This is a genomic window from Wujia sp. (assembly GCF_056872695.1).
Genome location: NZ_DBMFCD010000005.1, coordinates 134964 through 156813 on the forward strand (window position 1 = coordinate 134964; position 21850 = coordinate 156813).

Annotated in this window: 20 protein-coding genes; 3 read left to right on the forward strand and 17 right to left on the reverse strand. The window is 43.9% G+C overall.

The window, feature by feature from the left end:
- Positions 1 to 10: 10 nt before the first annotated feature.
- The 6 genes from trkA to ACZQK9_RS06700 all read right to left on the reverse strand — a co-directional run bounded on the left by trkA (position 11) and on the right by ACZQK9_RS06700 (position 6261).
- A complete protein-coding gene (gene trkA / locus ACZQK9_RS06675) occupies positions 11 to 1402 on the reverse strand; it encodes a Trk system potassium transporter TrkA (RefSeq protein WP_483270062.1) in 1392 nt (463 codons plus the stop codon).
- Between the two features lie 64 nt (positions 1403 to 1466).
- Positions 1467 to 2738 carry a sensor histidine kinase gene (locus ACZQK9_RS06680; protein ID WP_483270063.1) on the reverse strand — a complete coding sequence of 424 codons (1272 nt, stop codon included), beginning with the start codon at positions 2736 to 2738 and terminating at the stop codon, positions 1467 to 1469.
- A 10-nt stretch (positions 2739 to 2748) separates the two neighbouring features.
- A complete protein-coding gene (locus ACZQK9_RS06685) occupies positions 2749 to 3429 on the reverse strand; it encodes a response regulator transcription factor (RefSeq protein ID WP_178017827.1) in 681 nt (226 codons plus the stop codon).
- A 267-nt stretch (positions 3430 to 3696) separates the two neighbouring features.
- Positions 3697 to 4230 carry a DUF4342 domain-containing protein gene (locus ACZQK9_RS06690; protein WP_483270064.1) on the reverse strand — a complete coding sequence of 178 codons (534 nt, stop codon included), beginning with the start codon at positions 4228 to 4230 and terminating at the stop codon, positions 3697 to 3699.
- Positions 4231 to 4345: 115 nt separating this feature from the next.
- The gene (locus tag ACZQK9_RS06695; RefSeq protein WP_178017829.1) at positions 4346 to 4750 is read right to left on the reverse strand and encodes a hypothetical protein; all 405 of its coding nucleotides are present in this window, start codon (positions 4748 to 4750) and stop codon (positions 4346 to 4348) included.
- Positions 4747 to 6261, reverse strand: a complete 1515-nt coding sequence (locus tag ACZQK9_RS06700; RefSeq protein ID WP_216507635.1) for a Y-family DNA polymerase — start codon at positions 6259 to 6261, stop codon at positions 4747 to 4749. Before ACZQK9_RS06700 ends, ACZQK9_RS06695 begins: the two co-directional genes overlap by 4 nt.
- A gap of 273 nt (positions 6262 to 6534) precedes the next feature.
- Here ACZQK9_RS06700 and ACZQK9_RS06705 point away from each other — a divergent pair, with 273 nt between their 5' ends.
- On the forward strand, positions 6535 to 7944 hold the full coding sequence (locus tag ACZQK9_RS06705) for a UDP-N-acetylmuramoyl-L-alanyl-D-glutamate--2,6-diaminopimelate ligase (protein ID WP_216507636.1): 1410 nt from the start codon (positions 6535 to 6537) through the stop codon (positions 7942 to 7944).
- An 88-nt stretch (positions 7945 to 8032) separates the two neighbouring features.
- Here the strand turns inward: ACZQK9_RS06705 and ACZQK9_RS06710 are convergent, their stop codons facing one another.
- Together ACZQK9_RS06710 and ACZQK9_RS06715 are read right to left on the reverse strand one after the other, a co-directional pair.
- Positions 8033 to 8467, reverse strand: a complete 435-nt coding sequence (locus ACZQK9_RS06710) for an Hsp20/alpha crystallin family protein (protein ID WP_177981219.1) — start codon at positions 8465 to 8467, stop codon at positions 8033 to 8035.
- 233 nt (positions 8468 to 8700) lie between these two features.
- Positions 8701 to 10125 carry an alanine/glycine:cation symporter family protein gene (locus ACZQK9_RS06715; protein ID WP_483270065.1) on the reverse strand — a complete coding sequence of 475 codons (1425 nt, stop codon included), beginning with the start codon at positions 10123 to 10125 and terminating at the stop codon, positions 8701 to 8703.
- 195 nt (positions 10126 to 10320) lie between these two features.
- Between ACZQK9_RS06715 and ACZQK9_RS06720 the strand changes: the two genes are divergently transcribed.
- Positions 10321 to 10650 (forward strand): cupin domain-containing protein, encoded by a 330-nt coding sequence (locus tag ACZQK9_RS06720; RefSeq protein WP_483270066.1) that lies wholly within the window; start codon positions 10321 to 10323, stop codon positions 10648 to 10650.
- A 60-nt stretch (positions 10651 to 10710) separates the two neighbouring features.
- Here ACZQK9_RS06720 and ACZQK9_RS06725 read toward each other — a convergent pair whose 3' ends face one another.
- Genes ACZQK9_RS06725 through ACZQK9_RS06745 form a run of 5 tightly spaced genes read right to left on the reverse strand, consistent with a single transcriptional unit; the run spans position 10711 to position 14077 of the window.
- Positions 10711 to 11220 carry a hypothetical protein gene (locus tag ACZQK9_RS06725; RefSeq protein ID WP_178017834.1) on the reverse strand — a complete coding sequence of 170 codons (510 nt, stop codon included), beginning with the start codon at positions 11218 to 11220 and terminating at the stop codon, positions 10711 to 10713.
- A gap of 12 nt (positions 11221 to 11232) precedes the next feature.
- Complete coding sequence (locus tag ACZQK9_RS06730) at positions 11233 to 11520, reverse strand: hypothetical protein (RefSeq protein WP_178017835.1); 288 nt, start codon at positions 11518 to 11520, stop codon at positions 11233 to 11235.
- A gap of 18 nt (positions 11521 to 11538) precedes the next feature.
- A complete protein-coding gene (locus tag ACZQK9_RS06735) occupies positions 11539 to 12096 on the reverse strand; it encodes a hypothetical protein (protein WP_483270067.1) in 558 nt (185 codons plus the stop codon).
- A gap of 12 nt (positions 12097 to 12108) precedes the next feature.
- On the reverse strand, positions 12109 to 13314 hold the full coding sequence (locus ACZQK9_RS06740; RefSeq protein ID WP_483270068.1) for a hypothetical protein: 1206 nt from the start codon (positions 13312 to 13314) through the stop codon (positions 12109 to 12111).
- Positions 13315 to 13327: 13 nt separating this feature from the next.
- Entirely contained in the window at positions 13328 to 14077 is a 750-nt protein-coding gene (locus tag ACZQK9_RS06745; protein ID WP_483270069.1) for a hypothetical protein, read from the reverse strand.
- A gap of 105 nt (positions 14078 to 14182) precedes the next feature.
- Between ACZQK9_RS06745 and ACZQK9_RS06750 the strand changes: the two genes are divergently transcribed.
- Positions 14183 to 14395 carry a helix-turn-helix domain-containing protein gene (locus ACZQK9_RS06750; protein WP_178017839.1) on the forward strand — a complete coding sequence of 71 codons (213 nt, stop codon included), beginning with the start codon at positions 14183 to 14185 and terminating at the stop codon, positions 14393 to 14395.
- A gap of 216 nt (positions 14396 to 14611) precedes the next feature.
- On the opposite strand, the gene ACZQK9_RS06755 is transcribed toward ACZQK9_RS06750, so the two are convergent.
- The 4 genes from ACZQK9_RS06755 to ACZQK9_RS06770 form a co-directional block, all read right to left on the reverse strand.
- The gene (locus ACZQK9_RS06755) at positions 14612 to 16225 is read right to left on the reverse strand and encodes a DUF2142 domain-containing protein (protein ID WP_483270070.1); all 1614 of its coding nucleotides are present in this window, start codon (positions 16223 to 16225) and stop codon (positions 14612 to 14614) included.
- Positions 16222 to 18360 (reverse strand): glycosyltransferase family 2 protein, encoded by a 2139-nt coding sequence (locus ACZQK9_RS06760; protein ID WP_483270071.1) that lies wholly within the window; start codon positions 18358 to 18360, stop codon positions 16222 to 16224. The genes ACZQK9_RS06755 and ACZQK9_RS06760 overlap by 4 nt, the downstream gene beginning before the upstream one ends.
- A gap of 23 nt (positions 18361 to 18383) precedes the next feature.
- Entirely contained in the window at positions 18384 to 19991 is a 1608-nt protein-coding gene (locus ACZQK9_RS06765; protein WP_483270072.1) for a DUF2142 domain-containing protein, read from the reverse strand.
- Between the two features lie 107 nt (positions 19992 to 20098).
- The gene (locus ACZQK9_RS06770) at positions 20099 to 21682 is read right to left on the reverse strand and encodes a glucose-6-phosphate isomerase (RefSeq protein ID WP_483270073.1); all 1584 of its coding nucleotides are present in this window, start codon (positions 21680 to 21682) and stop codon (positions 20099 to 20101) included.
- Positions 21683 to 21850: the final 168 nt, after the last annotated feature.

The following is a 21850-nucleotide window of genomic DNA, read 5'->3' on the forward strand; positions in this document are numbered from 1 at the left end:
ATGCCTACTGTCATTTCAAAATATCACTGACATCGGTAAATCCTGTGTGTGTTGTAACAACTACCACATAATCACCCTCACAGATAACATCCTGACCACGTGGAATAATAACCTTTCCATTCCGGTTCAGACAGGCAAGCAGAAGGTTATCCTTCAACTTCAACTCCATGATCGGTTTTCCGATTACCGGAGAATCCTTCTCAACCTTAAACTCCAGTGCCTCCGCCCGGTTATCAAAGATATGATACAACGTCTCGATATTACTCCCGACCGAATTCTGCATCGCGCGGATATACGCCAGAATCTTCTCTGCTGTAATATAACGTGGATATACAATACTTCCGATGTCCAGACTATCGAGCACATCGCTGAAAGTGCTCCGGTTGATCTTCGTGATCACCTTCGTGTCAGAGCATTTTCTGGCAAATAACGTAAGCAGGATATTCTCCTCGTCGAGTCCTGTCAGTGGCACAAAGGATTCCGTACTCTCGATGCCCTCCTCGCGGAGCAGGTCTTCATCTGAACCATCACCATGTAAGATCAGCGCTTTCGGAAGTAAAACACTCAGCTCCTCACACCGCTTCTCATCCATCTCCAGGATTTTGACCTCCACACCGGTCGATATCAGCTGTTTCCCAAGATAATAGGAAGTCTTTCCTCCGCCGATGATCATACAATTCTTCACCTTATGTGTATCCACACCGATCTTCTTAAAGAAATCCATACTGTTTGTCGGTGTCGCAAGAAATGTTACAGCATCCCCACCGCGCATGATGAAAGAACCATCCGGGATAATCAGGTTCCCATCCCGCTCGACACCACAGACAAGCATATCACAGTTTAACTCATGCATCGCTGAAATCGGCTTATCATGAAGCAGATTTTCCTTCGGGATCTTGAACTTCACAAGCTCCGCATGCCCGCGCGCGAAGGAGTTGATCTCGAGAGCCGACGGCAGACGCAGCAGACGTGCGATCTCGCGTGCAGTCTCTAACTCCGGATTAATGATCAGCGAAAGTCCAAGCTGATTCCGAAGATATGAAAGCTCCATACTGTAATCCGGGTTCCTGACACGTGCGATGGTCGCACAATCACCGACCTTTTTCGCGATCGTACAGCTGAGCAGATTTAACTCATCGCTTTCCGTTACAGCAATCAGAACATCCGCATCCTGAATACCCGCCTCGATCTGGATGCTGTAGCTCGCACCATTTCCGGTAAAGCCCATAACATCGTAGTCTTCCGTAATCCGCTGAATCACCTCATTCTTCTGATCGATGACGGTAATATCATGGGATTCCTTGCTTAACTTCTCCACCAGCGTGCTTCCAACTTTTCCGCATCCGACGATAATAATATTTAAACCCTGTTCTTTTTTCTGCGTTTTCCTTGAAGATTTCATATTCTTTATTTTACACTCCCCTGCATGTTTTCCATGCCATTATCGTTCCATAAAATCTGAAATTTCATTGTAACATACTTGCGCCGGTACTACAAGGGAATGTCACGCGGAACCGCGTTCCAAAATCCGGTCTGGTCAACACGTCAATCTGTCCATCATGTGCATCCACAATCCATTTTGCAATGGATAGTCCAAGACCTGATCCGCCCGTCTCACTGTTGCGTGCCTCATCCGAACGATAGAACCGTTCAAAGATATGCACGACCTCGGATGTCTGCATGCCGATGCCCTCATCCTGCACCTGATAATAGACGCCCTGCTCTGACCGCCCAACTGTAAAATGAATCGGATCGCCCCTATCCGAATACTTTGCCGCATTCTGTACGAAAATACGAATAGACTGTTTCAGCATGGCAACATCGCCACGCACCATACAGCCTGGGCAGGCGGAAAATTCATACGGATGCGTCTCATCAATCATCATCGATTCCTCGTACACCTCCTGCACAAGGTCATTTAAGTCCACTTCGACCGGCTTCAATGTATTCCGCCCACTGTCGCCGCGCGCTAAGAACAGAAGCTGTTCAATCAGGTCCTTCATGTGGTCAGATTCATTCTTGAGCGCTTCAATCGACTCATTTAGCACTGCTTCATCTTCTTTGCCCCAGCGGTCAAGCATATTCACATAACCCTGAATCACAGAGATTGGCGTCCGCAGCTCATGCGATGCATCCGACACGAACCGCGCCTGCTGCCGCTTACTCTCCTGCATCCGCGCGAGCAGATTATTCAGTGCCACCTCAATGCTCTGCAAATCCTTATCCCCGGTCGATATCCGTATATCATTTGCATCGACAGAGATATTCGAGATTGCCTGTTCCAGATGCTCCAGATTTATCTCGTCACTGCTCATATTTGAGAGTGCTTCTGCACGCACAGCGAGATCATTCAGCGGACGCAGCTTCCGTCTGATATCCCGTATACCAAAGCACGCAGAAATGAGCATCATAAGTTCCACCGCGCCAACCACAATGAGCGGTATAGCTGCATAATCCAGAACCTCATGCACCAGAAAATTGTCCGTGTTCTTACCGACCTGTGTGGTCATCGCCCATGTGGCATACGAATCACCCGACCATGTAATATGCACCGGCTTCGCCCCGGACATCCAGTCTGCATCTGTCGTATCAAGCCGCCATACCAGCACCGCCACGAACAACATTCCGAGTATCACAATATCGAGTCCCAGCAACGCGAAAAAGCGCCGGAACCAGTATCCGACATGAATCTTCCGGGCAATAGAGGTTGTCTTCCGATTTGTCCGTTCTTCTCTCATCCAATCACTCCTATGACTCCTTGATGCAATATCCGACTCCGCGAACTGTCTGGATCAGCTTAATTCCAAAATGATCGTCAATCTTCGTCCGCAGATACCGCACATACACATCAATGATATTCGTCTCGCCGACATAATCATACCCACAGACCTCATTTAGAAGCTTCTCCCGGGTAAGTACAATATTCTTGTTCCGCATCAACGTGTGCAGCAACTCGAACTCTCGATTCGTAAGCTCCACATTTTCTCCCTGCACCGTTACCTCATGCCGATCTTCATCCAGGCAGACCCCCAGCACTTCCAGCTTATGCGTTGGTGCATCCTCTGTGCGCGTATGCTTCTTTAATGCGACACGGATACGCGCCAGCAGTTCCTCGATGGCAAATGGCTTCGTGATATAATCATCCGCGCCGGCGTCCAGTCCCGATACTTTGTCCATCACAGCATCACGTGCCGTGAGCATGATGACCGGCGTATCTTTCTCCTGCCGAAGTCTCCGCAGCACTTCCATGCCATTTAATCCCGGCAACATCACATCAAGCAAGATCAAGTCAAACGAACCGGAGAGGGCTTTATCCAAACCCTCTCTGCCATCTGCCGCCTTCTCAACTTCATTTCCTTCATGTTTTAATTCCAGTTCGACAAAACGGGCGATGCCCGCTTCATCTTCAATAATCAAAATCTTGCTCATATCGTCTCCTATAAACAGGAAAACGATTACGTCATAATGCTTATACCAGATATGTATAGTATCCAATTACATGCAGACGCGCTCCCGCTCACTTCCACATGTAGCGGTACTAAACTCATTGCACCAGTAAACTGGCACAATTCGTTAAGTACCGACATGTTCCAATGGTCTGCATTAAAATTGGTACTATACATATCTGAAATATATTTTTTCATACGTAATCGTTTTCCCTATCTTATAATTTTCCTTTCTCTATGTTTCAGATTTTTATTTCTTGATGTCTTCTTTCACTCCCGCACAGGCATCGGATGCCTTGTCGCAGGCGTTGTTGATATCCTGTACTGCTTTCGCGTCACCTTCAAAATGGTAACGGCAGTCGCAGAAAAGTCCTATGATTAAAAGTGGTACCGAGATCCAGAACGCAAAGATCAAAAGCAGTATGAATACGATGATCGGCATCCGCATAAACCGTTCACCTTTACGTTCAATGATAAAATTCTTCTCGCAGCCTTTCTTGATGATGTCGCCGACCCACGCGAAAAACTCGTCCATATGTTCACCAAAGGTTTTCTTCTTGCAGGACTGCTCATAGGCTGCCTGTGCCTGTGCCAGCTCGTTCGATGTCTCCTGTGGAGTCGTTGTATAGGTTCCAACCTCCGGAGCCTTAATCTTTCCTAGCTTCTCTAAATACACGATTGCATCGAGCAGATCATAATTACACGCTTCCAGTGCTCCCTTGGCATCCTCATAGCTGACACCTGTTTTCTCTCTGATTTTTTCTACCTTTTCTAACTGATCCATCTCTGATATCCTCCATTTTCCAAAACAGCTGTTTTATGATTTGTTCTTTGCTGTTCTTGATTGTGTCCTTATCTTACGGCGCCAAAATTAATCTATAAGGTAGGAAAGATTAAAATCAGATTAAAATTTCTATTATTTTCCATATATCTATCTGCACTTCTTCCTGTCCACATACTAACACAAGTGTATGCGTATGTTCATCTATTTTCTTCAGAATCCCGGTGTCCTTCACATAGGCACCGCCCTCTTTTTTCGCATCCTTTACAAAATGTACGACCGATACTTCCGTATCCTTATGCTCCGCTAACCATTGCAGTTTCCGGTTTAATTCCGCAACTTCATACTCATCGAGCTCGATCTCCTCCTCTGTCAGCCGTGCCGTCTCCCGCACTGCTTCATCATGTCCCGTAAGTGCTGCAAATGGGGCAAACTGCGCCGCGCGCATCATGCAGTCCATCGGCGGATGCTTCTTCGACACCGGACGTTCCCGGTCGATGATATCGCTGTAATCCCGTCTCATGCCTTATGCCCTCCGATCTGATTATTCCGCTCCCTTGCTGTCGCACCCTCCCGGAAATTCATGCCCCGGAGGACTGCATTCTTCCCATATTTATTCTTGATCGTAAGCAGTGCCCGCTGGATCTGTTCCTCCTTCGCTTCCTTCTCCTTCTCTGCTTCCTTCTCTTTTTCTAACGCTGCATAGTCCGTGAATAAATCAAGCTGTTCAAAGCCGTTTGAATCTTCTTTCACATCCCCCTTGCGGATCACACGGTTCGCCACAACATTCATCCGCCGCACAAGCAGATGCTCGTCCACAATCCGGTCATATAAGCGAAGCACCGCCGCCTCAATCCTACTTGTCGATGATGTATATCCATCCAGATTCTCCGTTCCGTGTGCATGCTTCGGTACCTTCCGCCCATAACGGTCACGCGTCACTTCGCCCTTATATTCCGCTGCCCCCGGTGCCAGACTTTCGATATCATAGCCGACCGTCACAACCATCTGATTCGTGACAAGCCCTTTCTCCACAAGATCAAATACAAGTGCCTCCGTCATCTCCCGGATCACGACGCGTGCCTTCTCGAATGTATACGGGGACTGCAGCACCTGCCCGGAACTGATGCTGTTGCTCTCCGGGCGGTACGCCTTGATCTGATCGATCGTACATGGTTCGTACCCCCATGCATGATCGATCAGAAGCTCTGCATTCACCCCGAAAAGCTTATACAGCAGCTCCTCGTTATAGTAATCATCTTCTCCGCCCAGCGAACACCGGGCAACATCTCCCATCGTATACAGATCCTGCGCTTGCAACTTCTTCTGGTAGCCCGCTCCTACACGCCAGAAATCCGTCAGCGGTTCATGGTTCCACAACAGTCTGCGGTAACTCATCTCATCAAGCTCTGCAATCCGCGCCCCCCGTTCATCCGGTTGCATATGCTTCGCTTCGATATCCATCGCAATCTTCGCTAAGTATAGGTTCGTCCCGATACCCGCCGTCGCCGTGATTCCTGTCGTCTCATACACGTCGCGTATCATCGTCTCCGCAAGCTGTCTGGCTGTCATCTGATAGGTACGCAGGTATGCCGTCGCGTCAATGAATACCTCGTCCACCGAATAGACGTGCATATCCTCCGGTGCCACGTATTTCAGGTAGATATCGTAAATGCGCGTGCTGTATTCCATGTAATGTGCCATCCGCGGCTTCGCCGCAATATAATCAAGCGCAAGCTTCGGGTCTGCCTTTACCTTCGAATTCTCATACGATGCCCCGGCAAATTCGCGTCCGGGTGCAGCCGCCAGCCGCTGGCGGTTGATCTCTTTTACCCGTTGCACGACCTCGAAGAGTCTTGCCCGTCCGGGTATCCCATACGATTTCAGTGATGGCGAAACAGCCAGACAGATTGTCTTCTCTGTCCGGCTCTCATCTGCTACGACCAAGTTCGTTGTGAGCGGGTTCAATCCCCGCTCCACGCACTCCACCGATGCATAAAATGATTTCAGATCAATTGCTATATACTGCCGCATACCATCACTCCACATAGATAAATCCGTGTTTTATTTCATATACTGTCTTTATTTTAATATAGAACATATGTTTTGTAAATGATAAATATTGGGAGGAACACCTGTTTTCAACATTTCCCGATATGAATGTAGAAATTTATACAAATTATAAATATTTATTTTGCAACTTCGTTACACTTTTGATGCAACTTTGATGCAATTATTTGCTATATTATGTTAACAAGGGCATATGGGATGTTCTAACAGATAACTTCAGGAAAGACAGGGAGATACATGGATATTAAAATAGACTCAAGAAAAATAAAAAAAGGGGATACTTTTGTAGCACTGCGTGGCATCGACCACGATGGACATGACTACATCCAGCAGGCTATCGAAAATGGCGCAGCAAAAATCATCTGCGAGGAAGGTAGCTACGAGGTGGAAACTTGCATCGTAGAAGATACCAGAGCTTATCTGGTCAACTATCTGAAAGATACTTACTATGACAAGATCAGCAAGCTCAAGTTGATCGGCATTACCGGTACAAACGGAAAAACCACATCGGCATTTCTGCTTCACCAGATGTTAAATAAGCTTGGCAGAAAATGCGGTTACATCGGCACGATCGGATTCTATATCGGAGAGAAGATACGAAGCCTCGCGAACACTACCCCCGATATCTATGACCTGTATACGATTCTACTGCAATGTCTGTCTCTCGGCTGTGAATATGTCGTGATGGAAGTAAGCAGCCAGGGGATCGCCAACCACCGGATTGATACGTTACGATTTGACTATGCCGTATTTACCAATCTGACACAGGATCATCTGGATTTCCACAAGACAATGGAAAACTATGCACTTGCAAAACAGCAGCTCTTCCGCATGCTGAAGCCTGGAGGAAAAGCAATTGTCAACTACGACGATTCCTACAAACAATATTTTCTGCTGGATGGAAATGATACTGTCACCTTCGGTTTTACCGGCGGAGATTTCAAAATGACAATGGACGCCACTGATAAATGCCACACAGATTTTACGGTCCGCTGCCCGGATTATACCCGGCACTTCACAACCAATCTGATTGGCCGGTATAACATCTACAACCTGATGACATCTGTAATTGTACTGACGTTAGAGGGCGTAGCCCCTTCCGACATTGCAGAATGCGCCACTGCTCTTGCACTTCCAAAAGGCCGGACAGAAACGGTTTTCTATGGAAATAATCTGATTGTAGTGGACTACGCACATACACCGGATGCAATGGAAAAGGTATTTTCCGCCGCAAGGGAGCTTACCAGCGGTGCCATCTATGCAGTCTTTGGATGTACCGGAGACCGAGATCGGGACAAGCGTCCGAAGATGACACAGATTGCCTGCGCCAATGCAGCACATGTGATTCTGACACATGACGATCCACACAACGAGGATCAGTCGCAGATCTATCACGACATGATCAAAGGACTGCCGGATAATAATTATGAAATTATCAAAAGCCGGGATGAGGCTATCAAAAAGGGCATTTCGCTCTTGAAGGGGAACGATATCCTTCTGATTCTTGGGAAAGGGCATGAAGAATTTATCCTTTGCAAAGATAAACGGATTCCGTTTAATGATATGAACGTCGTAAAAAAATGTCTGTCCTCCCCCTGCCGGCAAGGTATAGTTCCCTCCGCTATGCCTTTTAACCGGTACGCCTAACGGCTGTTACATAAAAAGGGCGACCACCATATTGGTGGCCGCCCAGTAAGAGAGGGGAAACGAAAAATCGTCTGGCTAGCTATTTAAATTATCCTTCGATGGCAATGAACTTCTTCTCTTCCACCTGTGGCTTTGCTTCTTTCTTTGGAACTGTAATCTTCAAGACACCATCCTCGAATTTTGCCTTGATATCATCCTGTGTAATCGCATCACCCACATAGAAGGATCTGTTGCAGGAACCTTCATAACGTTCCTTGCGGATGTATTTGCCCTTGGCATCCTTCTCATCCTTAGAGTTCTTTGTCGAAGCCTTGATGATCAGGTAACCATCCTTTACTTCTCCGGTTACATCTTCCTTCTTGAATCCCGGAAGGTTCATATCAATCTCGTAACCGTCTTCCTTCTCGAACACATCGGTACTCATCAGATTCTGAGCCGGTGCATCGTACTTGTAAACACCAAAACTTGGTGTATCAAAGAAATCATCCATAAAACTATTTGTAAATAAACTTGGCATCAACATAAGCCATACCTCCTTTTATACTTCACAATGGTCTGTATTTGTTTTTATTTCCTTCCCACTCGGGTTCCCTTCTCTAGGTCTTCCCTCATGTTCTAGGTGTACTATAACACACTTATTAGCACTCGTCAATAGCGAGTGCTAATAAAAATTGTGAAAAAAGTGTGAAATCTTAATTATGCAAAAAAACAGGCATGCCGCAACAATACAGCACACCTGTTTCAAAATCATGTTATTTACTTAAACTGATTCTGCTCTGCATGGCGTTTGAAGAAGTCCTTTGTCTCCTTCACAACCACACCACTCAAAGCGAAGATTGCGATCATGTTTGGAATCGCCATCAATCCGTTGAAGATATCGGCAATCGTCCATACTGCCTTTACTGTCATGTATGGTCCGATGAATACTGCCAAGATATACAACCAGCGATATACAAGGATTGCCTTCTTGTGCTTGCCTGACAGGTATTCCAGGCAACGCTCCGAATAGTAATCCCATCCAAGAATCGTTGTAAATGCGAAGAATACCAGACAAAGCATCAACAGGAATGCGGCTACCTGCTCGGAAATCGGAAGCCCCTTCTGGAATGCGTAGGTCGTTACCTGTACACCCTCTAAGCCTTCCTGCTGCCAAGCACCTGTCAATACGATAGAAAGTCCTGTCATCGTACAGATGATGATTGTATCAATAAATGTACCCGTCATAGAAACCAAGCCCTGACGTACCGGCTCCTTTGTCTTTGCAGCGGCTGCTGCGATTGGTGCAGAACCAAGACCGGATTCATTTGAGAAGATACCTCTTGCAACACCCTTCTGCATTGCAACGATCATCGTACCAACCACACCACCGGTCACTGCCTTTGGATTGAACGCGCCCTTTACGATTGTCACGAACGCATCCGGAATCTCTTTGATATTGCAGATAAGAAGCACCAGACAAAGCAGAACATAAAGCACTGCCATAAATGGAACGACGATCTGGGATACATTTGCAATACGCTTGATACCACCGATCAGCACAAGTGCCACACAGACACTCAGGATCAAAGATGCGATTACAACCGTCCACGAATATGTACCGATTCCGGGAATCTCTACGCTCCATGATTCACTCGGATCAAAGAATCCCTCAACAGCCGATGCAATACCATTCACCTGTGAGAATGTTCCGATACCGAACAATCCTACACAGATACCGAAGAATGCAAAGATCTTCGCAAGCCATTTCCACTTTGTACCCATACCTTTTTCGATATAGTAAAACGGTCCACCAAGGGCATGATTGTCTTCATCTACCACACGATACTTAACTGCAAGGAGTCCCTCAGCATACTTGGTTGCCATTCCGAAGAATGCAGCAAGCACCATCCAGAACAGAGCACCCGGACCACCGGCTCCAATCGCTGTTGCGACGCCGACGATATTTCCGGTTCCGATCGTCGCTGAAAGCGCCGTACAGAGTGCACCGAAAGAAGTTACCTCTCCTTCGCCCTCTTCCTCATTTTTCACCATCCATTTCAGGGCAAGCGGCAGTTTACGGATCTGCAACACACCCATGCGGATGGTAAGAAGGATTCCTCCTGCAATGATTAAAATCATAAGCGGCGGTCCCCAGACGAAATCATCTACTTTTGTCAAAAAGCTATTAATTGCTTCCCACATGTTTCCTTCTCTCCTTTATTTTATTTTAACAACATGTTCTCTATATTACACAGTTTTCCAGCTTTTGACAACATTTTTCCCTCAATTTATAAAGTTTTTTACTGTTTTCATATTAAATATACGGGGTATAATAGAGTTTATGATATACTTTATATGCCCAAACATGGATTTTAAAAAAGAAAGGAATACATTTTTATGAATCTTATTAAGAATATTTCCAAATCAGAAGTACATGTATTGAAGGATCAGGTTACTTATCAGGAGGGACAAGTTGCCAGCAAGACACTCGCCCAGAATGACGCCGTATCTATCACATTATTTGCCTTTGACAAGGACGAGGAGATCAGCACACACGAGTCTGGCGGCGATGCATTTGTTACCTGCTTAGATGGCGTCGGCAGAATCACAATCGATGGTGTCGAATACATCCTGCACGAGGGCGAATCCATCGTGATGCCAGCCAAGCACCCACACGCTGTCTATGGGGCAGAACAGTTCAAGATGCTGCTAGTTGTTGTATTTTAAATAACAGAAACCATAAATTTTAATCTAGGAATCTCCTATTTTAAAATTTATGGTTTCTTTTTACTTACCGTAGATATAATTGAGTCCTGCACTCAAAATACCCAACTCCATCGCCTGTTTTATAATAATAGCTATTACTGTATATAGTTTATAACGAGCAAAACGATCATTTATAATATCATATACTTTTTCAAATAATGTCTGCATCACAACCGCGATTAAAAGTCCTATACCAAACACAATAAGCTTCATTACAAACGAACTCAACGAAATATTTTCTATAACTAAAAGCATAATAGAACTTGATCCAAGTATAATCAAATTGATATTTAATAGAAATTTTAATAAACCACTATAGGCTCTGCTTTCCTCAAATGTATCTATTTTATCTATTATTTTTTTATATACAGAATAAACCACTGCCAACCATATATAGAGTCCTACAAAATAAGGTATCACATGCAATATCCAGGAAACTGTTTCTATAAACGATTTTCCAATGACAATCGCCACGATTATCATTCCGAAGATAAAGACTGGTGATATTCTGAAAAATACAATCCATATCATAATTTTTACCTCTTAAATGGAATCTGAAATGTGTGCTCCCAATTTTTTTCCTATCTCGAAAGGTGCAACAAAAAATCCAATCAATGCAGATAAAATAAATTTAACAAAGAAGTATACAATCCAGCCTGCAAATGACATCCATAAAAACATACTTGGCTGTATCTTATTCAATGCCCTCCACCCAAAAAAGGCACACACGAAATATGCAACTCCTGCAAGTCCTGAATCACTCATCCACAATGCATATGTAATACCCCATATTACAACACATGAAATTATCGTTATTATTGTTCTTTTCATCTTTTATCCTCCTAAAATTTACATTAATTGTGATCTTAGAGACATTAAATACGCCATATCTTCTTTCGAATATCCAGAGCACTCCTGCATTTCTAAAATTATGTTATTAATTATAAACCTCACTAAACTGTTATAATTTTGTTCCTGTAACTTTTTCGCCATATTTAAAGATATACTGATTATCAGACCAGGTTTTTTCATTTTTCTGGAAAACCATGGCAGCCCTTTTGATATCTCGTCATCATATAATGGGGAATTACCCATCCATGCTTTCATAAGGACATAACGATCAACCGCAAGACCAGCCCCTGGTCCAACCATAACATGTTTAATGCGATCCCAAAGTCTGTTAAATAATTCGTCTCGTTCTTCCTTATGATAGTTTGGATCACAAAGTGAAACATACAGCAAACATTCAAATTCGATCCAATCCCTCAAAAACATATTTTCAGAAGTAATTATACTGGACGAATCATCTGGACTTAAAATACTTTCGGCCAGTCCATCTGCTATCATATCTAATGTCTTATTTCTTTCCTTTTCATAATTCGCTATTCTCAATTGTAAATTTGTCAATTTCTCACCCCCTTACATCTGTCTATGTTTGCCTGATACGTTATCTAAATTTTGCCTGATCACCTCCATCAATTCAGGATCTCTGTCCTGTATTATTTCCAATGCTTCTGTCAAAAGTTTCTTTGCTTTTTCTGTTTTCCCGTTTTCCGGGTATTCCTTATCGAGCTTAAGAATAAAACGTTGAAACTGAAAACCCGTACAATCATTCGTAAATATATCAATCTGTGCTACCCGTTTTTTGATAGATATTAGATGCTTATCCAAATTCATATCTTCAGGTGCATCAGATGGAATACCATCCCCAACTATGTATAATACAGCCATATTGTTCTTTACACTTGCAAATGCCTCACCATAATAATCCGGTTTTTTCATATATAAATTCTCAACCATTTTATATACATTTAAAATGTAATAATACGAATCTACATAATAGCCTCTCTTAAATGTCTGGAAATGACACTCAAAATCGTTTTGCATCCGCATTTCCAGTTTTTTCGATGAATTACAATGTAACACCATCCCAGCAGGCTCAGACAATTTTATGTTTCTAAGTTTAATTTCCTCTTCTACGTCCATCCGCAACTCTTGTTTTTCATTAAATCCTCTGAAAATAAAGTGTAGTGTTAAACAATGATTTTCTTCCTCGCATTCAACCATACTTCTATTTTCCTCATCAAAAATCAGAGATTCATAATCTCCCTCCAGATTTTCATATAAAGTCTCTAAAATTCGAAATATTTGTTTTCCTGCCTCCTGTACAGATAAGCCATATCTGTACAGATCTCCTATTTTTACATCCATTTGCAAACTATCATCTACAATATAGGACTCACCTGTAACCAGGTCCTTTTTATACAATAACCTGTGCAGATATGACTGCCCTCTGTTTATCAAATTAAGCCGGTTGACCAGAATATCCGGTAATAAGTAATAATTCGTTTCGACTTCTATTTCCACCACATCGCCTTTCGAGATTGAAAAATCTCTCAGCAAACCATCTCGAACCAAAAAATGCAGCAAATTCAAAATATGATTATCCGACAACTGATTCTTATGAACGACCGGAAGTCTATAGACTTGAGATACTATACTATTAGACAGACGATGTATATGCACTGTGTTATATTTTGTATCTTCCAAAAACATGTTCCACAGCAAAATAAGCTGCTGTTCTGTCATGTCTCCGACCATTTTTCTTATCTGGCTCTTATACATTCTCTCAACCTCCCTATCTTTCAGTCGCTTTATCAAACAGATTTATCATCTCTATTTCACCTGATTCATGAATATCTGCCAGGCGCAATACATTTTCCTCTTTTTCATTGAATCCAATTAAAAAATACAATCCATTTCCAAAATGTATGATTTCTCTATACTTTGCCGGAATTACTTCAGTTATGTTATTTCCATCACATATCAATATTCCTTTTTTATTTTCATCCATGATTTCTGCTTCCAGATAAGCGTCTTCAATCTGTCGATTTTTATCCTTAAAGATATAGCATATGTTAAATTTGGCAATTTCATCATATTCTTGATCAAACACGCCTTGCATGGTAACAATCCCCATCTTTGCGGTCTTTTTATTGAAGATCTTTACCATATTTTCCTGATAGGCAATGACTTCACAATTATCTGAAATAACAAATGAAAACCTCTGTGTGACCGTTTCTTCATTCCATACAATCACACTCACTTCTTTACCTTTTTTGACGGCGGCTGTCCCGCTTATCGTATCCAATGGATATATATAATCAACCGGTCCAAATATTTCTTCATATTTCCGGTCTATCAAATACCACGCCTCATCTTTTATGGCACGTGCGCATCTCCCTTGTCCTTCGTCAAAAGAATATATTTGGTCGTAAATTGCGGAATCATTGAGAGACTGTGCTTTTGTTTTAATGACGTCATTCATTTGCCAGCAACTCAGACTTATTATTATAAACATTAGAATTACTTTTGAATTTTTTCTCAATTCATTCCTCCCTATTTCATATTTGAAAAACATTCTAACCTGTTTCAGGTTAATAGTCAATACTCTGTTTCAGGTTAGGGTATGATAATCAAAAGGAGGTTCCTCATGAATAATCGATTACGTGAATTAAGAGAAGACGCGGATTTATCGCAAACCAAACTTGCAAAGATTATTGGAATGTCTCAAACTGGATATTCGAAATATGAAACAGGAGAAAATGATATTCCCACACAGATTTTAATTAAATTATCTAAGTATTACAATACAAGTATTGACTATCTATTATGTCAGACAAACGTCAAAAAGCCATATCGCTAAAAAGCCGCCGAGCCGGGAATCCAAGTCCCAGTCCGACGACTTTTTTCTTTCTTCTATCTTATATATCGGCAGATTTTCACTACTGCTTTACATTAACTGCCTTCATACCCGAATATACAGTGCTTGCTCCAAGCTCAATTCCCTATGCCAGTCTCTCTGTATTTGTTACGAACCGATCATCACCAACAGATGTTGCAAGTACATAATCAAGTTATTCTATATAAACCCACGAAAGACTGCCGTTACCACAAACACCTGTAACAGCGCCGTCCACATAGCTGCATACGATTCTGCATGATCCGACACACATGTACGACGTGTGCGAAGGGCAACCAGCGCAAGCGGCAATACCGGAAGGAAATATCTTCCCTGAACTCCTTCGATTGTCCGATACGATATTGGAGTCCAATAAAAAAGCATAGCTGCCATAGACAGGACACAAACGCCTGCAACTACCATCCACATCCAGGTCCGTTCACCGACCTGGATCAACTGCGGCTCCTTCTCTTTGCGCAATGCAGCATAAACCATCACCACAAGGAAACCAAGCACGATCACATACGGGATCTGTATGGTAAACCAGCCAAGAGATCCTCCCAGCATCTGGCTCAGATATACATCAAACTTATACATCATTGTATTTAATAAAAGCTCTACAATGTATATTGGATTCTTTAGCAGATATCCCATGGTATATCCATTTTCCTCAGACCAGTCCAGGTGTCGGTTATTTATATTCTCCGGAAGCAGCCATCCATGTACCACACGCACTGCGGCATAGCAGATTCCCAGAGCAGCAACCGCACATACAGCTATCAACAGAACCTTCATCCATGGTTTCCACTTCTTCCGCCATGCTGCAAACACATCCCTGTTTGCCCGGATAAAACGCGGGATCAACATACATGGGAGTGCTACTAACGGAATCAGCGAATACCCTTTACAAGGCAACAGCAATAACATACTGCACCCAAGCACAGTGTAATCCCAGATCCGTCCTTTACGTTCTTCCTCCTGCGCGTATGCTATTTTGAGGGTTTTCGCAATTACCAGAATACTGAGTGCCAGCAATCCCGCATCATAGGAAAATGATGCTGCCTGCTGCATGGTAATCGGCAAACATGCCCACACGAGTACCGCACCCTTAGCAAACGGAATCCATTTTATGGCATAGTACGCCGCCACAAGGAACAAAATCAGATTCAACAATCTGCCCAGCATATACGTAAGCGTTGTACTAAGATGGAGTAAACGGCCGATCGTAAGCCCAAGAGCCGAGCATATATACAGGTAACGAGGCTTCTGATTTGCAACGATTCCCGTATCTACCAACTCCCGGTTCTGAGCAGTCGTAAATGCATCCTTGTACTGATACGCATAATCTCCACGCACCAGAATCTGTTCATTGTACGCATGTCCGACATCGTCCGCACGCATCCAGACCGTTTTCTCCCGGATTCCCATCATCCGGTTCGACAACTCATATGCATTATACAGATGTGTCCGCTCATCGGGTGCTGCCATCAAAGGAATGGTCAGATAATACACCAAACCAATCGTAATACCCAAAAGCAGAAACAGTTTGTGCGTTGGCATCTCCTCTTTGTTGTAAAACAGACAGCTCCACGCGAAAATGCCGGTCAACAAAATCAAAAGCACATAAACAATGTTTAATATAACAAAATACGCATCCGCACCTGTCTGCTTATCATGATATGTGAGATACGCCATGTACGCATACAGAATCAAAACAACCAAAAGCATCCCCACATACAACACATATTTAATTCTCTTTTTCGCCTGAGCCTGTTCTCTCTTTTCTTCCATCATTCTACTGTAATCGTTCCTATATCCTCTCCTGCATTCTGACACACCAAAGCAACGCTATATGTTCCTTTTGGAAGAGACTGTTTCAAAAATACGACCTCAAACCCTGCAAATGCCAGACGTTTTCTCCGATATGCATCCCGGATATCCGGTCTGTACGCATGCCCTGCTGCCACCTTGTAACAGATTCCGTTCGTATCCTTTACTACCACATGTACATCCTTGAAATCCTTCGTCTCCTCATCAAATGCCCAGCCTACAATCTTAACCGGTTCCTCATCCAGAAAATCCTCCACTTTGTAGCGAAGCCGTTTGTCCGCACTCCACGTCTCAGTTGTAGGCTCCGGTGCTGCAATGTCTTTGGCATGCAGGACATTCAATGTGAAATCATCACGGTTTCGAACAAGATTCGGATTATAACAAGGATCATATCCTCTATACTGTGGATGTCTGTCATATAACTTCTCCATTTCCCGTTGCTGTCTTGCAACTTTCTCCGGAGAAACCGCATCGTATCCCCGGCTGATTGATTCATAATGATACAGACGTACATCCGTGCGCACAACATTATAGTATCCTTTTTCCAGCAACTGAAAGCACAGATCCACATCATTGTATGCAACTGGCAAATCCTCACAGAATCCACCAACTTCCTCAAACTTCGACCGTGCTATCATAAGGCATGCACCTGTAACCGCGCTGTAATTATATTCCAGTTTATTCCGTCCCCAATAACAGTTCCGGTCATCATCAAAACGAAGAAATGCATGTCCCGGGCCAACCGCAAAGCTTACAACGCCTACATGCTGAATCTGGTTTGTCCCCGGATAGATCAATTTACTACCAACAGCGCCAGTATGTGGCTGTTGGACATGTCCCAGCATACGTTCCAGCCACTCTTCGCCCTCTACCTTAATATCGTCATTCAAAAACAGATAATATTCACCCTCCGCAACCCGTGCACCAATATTACACATCTGCGAGAAATTGAACTCCATCGGTTCATAATGATATTTACAATCCATATCCGCACAAAGCTTCGCATATCGGGCATGGTTTTCTTCGTTACTGCCATTGTCCACGATCACAATCTCATAATTCTGATATCTTGTTACCTCCCGGATTGACGTCACGCACTGCCGTAAGATGTCATAGTTATCCTTCGACGGAATAATAATGCTGACCTTCGGATTCCCCGTAACCTCATAGACTACACGGAACATTGCAATATCCGGCAGATATTCCAGATGTCCTTTTGCCCCTCTTCGCTCCAGCGCATCGAGCTTTGCTTTCCTGGTTGCCTCTATGATATATGGCTTGGCCGAGATTGCATTCGCCGTTGACTCCTCACGTTCCCGCCAATGGTACAATATCTTCGGAATATGTCCAATGCGCTTCGTCTTTTCCATCACACGCAAAACCAGATCGTAATCCTGAGATCCTTCCAATCCGACACGTAATCCGCCTAACTCCTCCAACAGTGTCTTTCTGTACACGGACAAATGACATGTATACATAAGTGACATAAACGTATCAGGTGACCAATCCGGCTTGAAAAACGGATTCCGCCGCTTCGTTCCATCTTCCGACAATTTATCCTCATCACTGTAAATAAAATCATAGTCTGCATTTTCATTCAGCAGTTTCACAACCTCATATAAGGCATCCGCCGAATACACATCATCACAGTCCAGAAGAGCTATGAATTCTCCATCCGCCATTGCAATTCCATCGTTGGTTGCTCTGGATATATGTCCGTTCTCTTCGCGATAGCGGATCTTTATCTTTTCCTGATTTTCATATGACCGCAAGGTTTCCCGCACAGCTTCATCGGTTGAACAATCATCCACCAGACACAGTTTCCAGTTGTCATAGATCTGGTTTTTAACAGAATCAATGCACGCCCGGAGCATTCCTGTATCCACGTTGTATACAGGAACAACAACCGATATCAACGGACGATATACAAGCTTTGACGGATCCTGCGGTTCTTTCTCATTTTGTGCAAGCCACAGATCATACTCATTTGTCCGTGCCAGCTTTTGATGCAGTTTATAAAAAAATACATTCCAGCCTTCCCGGCCAAGACATCTGACCATTTTTGCCGGCAGGGAAAGTAATCGGTTTTTCTGTCCCATACATCCAATTCTCCATTTCTGTTTTATGGTATATTTCGATAAATTGCTGTCACCACCAGGATCTGTAAAAATACTACCCAGATTGCCGCATATTCATCTGCATTTTTGGAAACACAATTTTTCTTCGTCCGAATGGCAAGAAGCCCCGGCACCAGTGCGGGCAGGAAATATCGCCCCTGCACACCTTCCACAACCTCAACGGAATTCGGCGTCCAATACAACAGCATCGCCATGACTGCCAACAGACTTGTTCCAAAGTAGACAAGAATCATCCAGATCCGTTGTCCATTTCGTATGTCCTGCACTTCGTTCTCTTTCCGAAACGCTGTGTAAATCATCAATAATAAAAATCCAAGCGAAAATACAAACGGAATTTCAATATCCAGCCAGCCAAGCATACCACCCAACATCTGCTTCATGTAAATGTCCGATTTATACCAGATCGTGTTCAGCATAATTTTTATAAATGCAACTGGATGGCGGATAAAATACCCGATCGTATACCCTTGTTCATCTGCCCAGGCAATATATACCTGATTGATGTGTTCCGGCTGTATCCAATCCTGCACAAGCCGGGCAATACAGATAACACCGATGATTACAATTACACATGCCAGCCCACATGCCAGCCCTTTCATCCATGGTTTTATCTTCTGTTTCCACGCGTCAATCTGTGCCTGATGCGTCCGCCATATGTGTGGAATTCCCATGAGTGGGAACACAGCCAGTGGCAGCAGGGAAAAGCCTTTACATGGAAGCAGCAGAATACAGCTTGCCAGCATAACCACCAGATTCACGATCCTTGTCTTTTTCTCTTTTTCCTGTCCATACACTGCCGACATCGTTGTGCCGACAACTAAAATGCACAAGGAAAACAGCGGTGCATCATAGGAAAAGGACGCCACCTGCTGTAATGTGATCGGCAATAATGCCCATACCATAACGATTCCCTTTCCAAACGGCATCCGTTTCATCGCATAATAGGCAGCGGAAAGAAACAAAATCAGGTTGCATAGTCTGCCAAGCATATACGTCAGAGTTGTCCCAAGGCCAAGCAGCCTTCCAATTGTGATTCCAATGGCTGGAATAATATAAAGATACCACGGTGTTTGTGATGCTGTAATTCCTGTGTCAACCATCTGCGAACGACCAGCATGTGCAAATGCTTCCGCATACTGCTGATTGTAATCATTTCTTGTCAGGTCTCCACCATTATATGCATGCTGCACATCAATTTCCCGCATCATAACCGTATCCGCATGTGTCCCCATAATCTCATCCGATATGTCATAGGCTGTATATAAGTGCAGATACTCATCCGGAACTGCCATAAGCGGAATCGCTAGCATATAGACAAAACCCAGTACCACTGCCATGATCAGGAACATTTTTTCATAACTGAATTTATTTTTACGCAGAAAAAATACATATACGCAAACGCCGATCATCAACAGAAAAAGCATACTGTATGTAATATTCTGAATCGTTAAAAACGCGTCCCCGCCGGTGCTTTCACTGCGCTGTCTCGAGCCAAATGTTGCATATATATACAAGATTGCCGTACACAACAGCAAACCTGCCATCATTAGGATTTTTATTATTCTATTTATGTCCTTCTGCTGCCCTTCCATGCATCCTCTTTCCCATCTGTTTCCATGTCATTCAAGTATAACAGAAGAGACTTCTACCGCACGCCAAACGTACAGTAAAAGTCTCTTTGCATCTTCATAAAATTTGATTAGATATTAAGCAGATCACTGAATACCTTCAAAGCGCCGTCTGTCTCATGTGCAAGTACCTTCTTTGCAAGTACCTTACCAAGCTGAACACCTTCCTGATCAAAGCTGTTGATGTTCCACAGGAATCCCTGGAACATAACCTTGTTCTCGAAGTGTGCAAGCAATGCGCCAAGTGTCTCCGGATCAAGCTGCTCACCAATGATGATGCTGGATGGACGTCCGCCCTTGAAGTTCTTGTTGCTGTTTGCATCCTTCTTACCACATGCAAATGCTACGATCTGTGCAGCAACATTTGCGCAGAGCTTCTTCTGGCTTGTGCTTCCCTGAATCTCTACATCCGTACCGATCTGGCTGTTCTTGAATGCGATAAACTGCAATGGAACAATGTCCGTTCCCTGATGCAATAACTGATAGAAGGAATGCTGTCCGTTTGTTCCCGGCTCACCGAAGATTACCGGACCTGTTGGGTAATCAACCGGCTCACCAAAACGGTTTACAGACTTACCATTGGACTCCATATCAAGCTGCTGTAAGTGTGCAGGGAAACGGCTCAGTGCCTGTGAGTATGGAAGAACGGTTGTTGCAGGGTAACCAAGTACGTTACGCTCGTAAACACCGATCAACGCATCCAGCATAGCCGGGTTCTTCCTGATATCTGTATTCTTTGCTGTCTCATCTTCTGCGGCTGCACCATTTAAGAAACGTGCAAATACATCCGGGCCAAATGCCAGTGAAAGTACGGCACCACCAACGGCTGATGTAGAAGAATAACGACCGCCGATATAATCATCCATAAAGAATGCTGCAAGGTAATCATCGCTCTTTGCAAGTGGAGATGTCTCACTTGTAACGGCGATCATATGCTTAGAAGCATCCAAACCTGCCTTTGCAAGTGCATCCTTTACGAAGGACTCATTTGTAAGTGTCTCCAAGGTTGTACCAGACTTTGACACAAGCACGAAGATTGCATGTGCTACATCGGTAGATGCAAGAACTGCTGCCGCATCATCCGGATCAACGTTACTGATGAACTTTGCATCCATCTTGAATGTGCCGTTCTTCTTTGCCCAGTTCTCCAGTGCAAGATACATTGCACGAGGACCAAGGTCACTACCACCGATACCGATCTGTACAACGGTTGTGAACTTCTCGCCGGCTGCATTTGTGATCTCGCCATTGTGTACCTTATTTGCAAACTCTGCAATGCGGTTCTGCTGCTCTACATAAAATGTTCTCTTGTCTACACCGTCTGCCTTGACTGGCTCGCCAAGCTGACCACGTGTCATCTGATGAAGAACCAGACGGTTCTCTCCTGTATTGATAACGGCACCATTATAAAGCTCCTGGAACTTGTCAACGAGCTCTGCTTCCTTGGCAAGGGCTGCAAGCTTCTCCAAAACTGTGTCATCCACTTCCTTTGCAGCGAAGTTGTAAGTAAGCTTCTCTGCCATCGGTACGCTGTAATTCTTCGCACGGTCTGCACCGCTCTCACCAGCCATAACAGTTGTGAGGTCTACACTGCCCTTACAAGCTTTGAGTGCCTTGTAAGAATCCAAGGTATCAAGATTTTTCCAATTTGTCATTTTTCTTTCCTCCGTAATCTATTTGGCGTAGGACGCCAGCTCGTTTTATTATAACCTGTTCGGGGGGATTTGTCACTTGTTTTATTCTTCGTCTGTACAAGAATTCTTTACGATTTTCTTCTCTGGTCTCGGTGTGCCACAGGTACAGGTTGTAACGTATCTCTCATT